This window comes from Streptomyces sp. NPDC058662 (assembly GCF_042716255.1).
In the GTDB taxonomy this organism is placed as follows: domain Bacteria; phylum Actinomycetota; class Actinomycetes; order Streptomycetales; family Streptomycetaceae; genus Streptomyces.
On the sequence record NZ_JBHXRU010000196.1, the window covers coordinates 1 to 3,825 of the forward strand.

The window sequence follows — 3,825 nt, forward strand, 5'->3', positions numbered from 1 at the left end:
GGACAACACCCCACCCCGACCCCGACCCCCCACCACCCCCGCCAACAACCCCCGCCCCGCAAAAAACACCGACCAGCCGCCACAACCGCCATCACCCGCCCCGCACCGCCACCGCCCCGCCCCGCACCGCCGCCAACCCCCCGTCAGCCCATGACGAACTCGCACCACACACACTTCCCGCTCCCCCGAGGCTCCACCCCCCACACATCCGCCAGCCGGTCCACCAGCATCAGCCCCCGCCCCGACACCCCCGCCTCCCCCGCCTCCCGCCGCCGCGGCAACGCGCTGGAGCGGTCCGCCACCTCCACGCGCAGGCGCCGCTGCGGCCCCGCCAGGACGCGCAGGGTCACGATGGCCGGCCCGTCCGTGTGCATCAGCGCGTTCACGATCAGTTCGTCCGCGACGAGCTCGATCTCGTCGGACCGCTCCCGCGCCCCCCACGCCCGTACCGCCGCTCCGATCATGTGACGGGCCGCCACCAGCCCCTCGGGGTCCCCCGGTGCCACGTGCTGCTGCAGGCGGCCCCGCACGCCGCCCCTCGGGGTGTCGTCGACGCGGCGCCGCAGCAGGAGCAGCGCCATGTCGTCGTCCCCGCCCCGCTCGTCGACGACCCCGCACAGCCGGTCGGCGAGCATCTGCAGGTCCGCCGGGCCGCCGCGGACCAGCGAGGCCAGCAGCCCGATGCCGTCGTCGAGGTCGGCGCCGGGTTGTTCCACCAGGCCGTCCGTGCACAGCAGGAGCGTTTCTCCCGGGTCGAGCTCCGCCGTGGTCACCGGGTACTCCAGCCGCCCGAACTCCGCCGAGAGGCCGAGCGGCATGCCGCCGCTCACCGGCAGGATGCGGCACTCGCCGTCCCGGGTGCGCACAAGCGGGTCGATATGGCCGGCGCGGACCATCTGGAGCACGCCCGTCGACAGGTCGGCCTCCGCGTACGTGCAGGTGGCGAAGCGCTCGGTGTCCAGTTCGTGGAGGAAGACGGAGGCCCGCGCCATGACGGTGGCCGGCGAGTGCCCCTCGGCGGCGTAGGCGCGCAGCACGATCCGCAGCTGGCCCATCACCGCCGCGGCGTGCGTGTCATGGCCCTGGACGTCGCCGATGACCGCGCCCACCCGTCCGCCGGGCAGCGGGATGACGTCGTACCAGTCGCCGCCGATGTCCTGGCCCATCCGGGCGGAGCGGTACCGGACGGCGATCTCCGCCCCCGGCACCGACGGTATGCGCCGCGGCAGCATGGCCTGCTGCAGGCCCTCCGCGAGGTCGTGCTCCTGCTCCAGCAGCATCGCCCGCTGGAGGCTCTGCGCGATGCTGCTGCCCAGGGCGACGAGCAGGTTCCGCTCGTCCTGGGTGAAGCCGTCCTTGTCCTGGTAGAGCAGTCCGATCGCGCCGATCGGCCGGGCCTGGGCGATCAGCGGCAGGTACGCGGCCGCCGAGATGTCCATGTACGAGATCTTGGCCCAGAGCTCGGGATACCCCTCGGCGAACTCCTCGGCCGAGTCGAGGAAGCGGGGCTGGAGCGAGCGGACGACCTCGCTCATCGGGTACTGCTCGTCGACGCGGGTGTAGCGGGTGCCGGGGACGAAGCTGTCCACGGGCCCTTCCGCCACCAGGTGGATGCGGCCCGCCTCGACGAGTCCCATGACCATGCCCATCGAGCCGAGCCGCTCCAGGCCGTGGGCGTCGCCGAGCGCGTCGATGACGTCCTGCACGGTACGGGCGTGGGCCAGGGCGGCGGTGGTGCTCTCGACCACCGACGTCTGCCGGCGGCGTTCCTCGTCGAGCCCGAGGCGTTCCGCGGAATGGCTCAGTTCCTCCGTGGCGTCCCGGACGATCCCGATGATGCGGTACGGGCGCCCGTCCTGGCCCCGCATGACGCGGCCCTGGGTGTGGGTCCAGCGCAGCCGCCCGTCCCGGCAGCGGATACGGAAGTAGGCGCCGTAGCTGTCCACGCCGCTCTTGAGGGCGCTGGAGACGAGGGCGTCGAGCCGGGCCGCCTCGGCCGGCGGCACGCGGGCGCTCAGCGACGCGGGCCGGCCGGCGTACTCGTCCGGGGCTGTGTCGAAGACGTCCAGCGCCGCCTCGTCCATGTGCATGAGCCCGGTGAGCAGGTCCCAGTCGAAACTGCCCATCCGGTTCAGCGACAGCGACTGGTCCGGGTGTGCGGGCCAGTCGTCCGGCAGTGATACGGCGGTCGGCACCGATCCACCATGACACACGGGCCGGTCAGGCGCTCTCCAGCGAGGCTCCGGGGTCCGAGGGCCACGACTGCTCGTCCGGGACGGCCGGGGCGTACGGGTCGGAGGGGTCGTTCGGGTCGGAGGGCGCGTACGGGTCCGAGGGCGCGTACGGATCGGCCGGCTGCTCGCTCGATCCGTCGGGGTCCGCCGGGAGGTCCGGGTCCGGCTGGACCTCGGGCGGCAGGCCGGACGGGTCCTCGGACGGGAACTCGGACCGCGGGTCCGAGGGGCCCTCGGACGGGGGCTGCTGCGGCCCGTCCGGCCTCGGCGGCGCGTCCGGTCGCTGCTGCGGTTCCCCGGCGGGCGGGCTCGGCGGGCAGTCCGTCGCCCCCGGGGTCGGCGGCGCGGCAGGGCTGACGGGGCTGCCGTCGGGCGGGGTGGGGGGCGCGGTGCGGGCGAGGCTGTTGGTGACGGGGTCCTTGCAGGGGTCACCGGGCGGGGTACCGGGTCCGGCCGGGATGCCGTCGGCGGGGTCGAACGGGGGCGCCACCCGCGGGGCCCGGTCCTGGGCCCCGTCGTCGCCGGCCTTGCGCTCGATCCAGGTGTTGTCGGCGATGTTGACGATCACCAGGTTGTCGATGAGCCGGGTGGTGGGCTCGATGACGACGACCTGGTTGGGCTGGTACCCGTTCCAGGGTTCGCCCTTGTGCACCGGGGAGCCCTTCGGGGCGCGCGGTGGGAGCAGCGGATTGCCGCAGCCGCAGCGGACCCGGGGCATCCCGTAGCCGTCGACGAGGACGGCGGTGCCGGCCTGCAGGACGGACTGGTAGCCGTCGGCCCGGCCCTCGCGGAAGCCGTGATTGGTGACCCGGGTGTCCGCGCGGAGCACGACGGGGGTGAGTCCGCGCAGGAAGTCGGGGATCTTCGCCTGTTCGATGTCGGAGGCCCGGGCGAAGGCCTGGGCCTTGGCCTCGTCGGACGTCAGGAAGCGGACCTGCTGCTCCACGTCGCAGCTGCCCAGCCGGTGGGTGCCGCCGTAGAGCCCGGGGGTGGCGGCGTTGACGGTACGGATGCCCTCGCCCGTCGGGTTGGGCAGCGGCGGCTGTACGGGGGCGGACTCGGCCATGGCGGAGGACGCGGTGAAGGGGGCCGGCCCGGCGGAGGCCACGGGCTGGAGGTGGACGTCCTGGCTCTCCGGTCCGGGGGTGCTGGGGCGCTCCTCCGATCCGCCGCAGGAGACCGCGAACAGCCCGAGGACCGCGAAGAGGGCCGCGCCGGCGGGTGCGTGACGACGCGGCGCCTGACGAGGTGTCGGAGGTGTCGGTGCGTCCACGTGTATCTCCCTTTTCGCCCCGGTTGATTCCTCTTGTCTGCCGCATGCCCGCGCGCCCCGCAACCGGAGATCCCCGGGACGGGGAGCCACTCGGCCGAAGGGCCGCACGTGGAGCCGGCGCGGGGGCGCGGGGGTGCGGGGGTGCGGGGGCTCGGGGCCGCACTGAACGGGTTCAAGGGCTCGGGGTACCGCCGGGCCGGCTCCAGCCGCCCGGACGCTCGACACCCCGGCTCGCCGACACCCCGACACCCCCGGCCCCCGCCGGCCCGGCCCCCGCCGCCCCGACCGCCCCGACCGCCCGGCCCGCCCGGCCGGCAC

2 protein-coding genes are annotated in these 3,825 nt (G+C 74.8%); both read right to left on the bottom strand.

Translation table 11 applies throughout. The features are described from left to right. Positions 1-143: 143 nt before the first annotated feature. Positions 144-2,213 (bottom strand): SpoIIE family protein phosphatase, encoded by a 2,070-nt coding sequence (locus ACFWUQ_RS31260; RefSeq protein ID WP_384544761.1) that lies wholly within the window; start codon positions 2,211-2,213, stop codon positions 144-146. A 7-nt stretch (positions 2,214-2,220) separates the two neighbouring features. Next, positions 2,221-3,507 (bottom strand): DUF6777 domain-containing protein, encoded by a 1,287-nt coding sequence (locus ACFWUQ_RS31265; RefSeq protein WP_384544763.1) that lies wholly within the window; start codon positions 3,505-3,507, stop codon positions 2,221-2,223. Positions 3,508-3,825 lie beyond the last annotated feature (318 nt).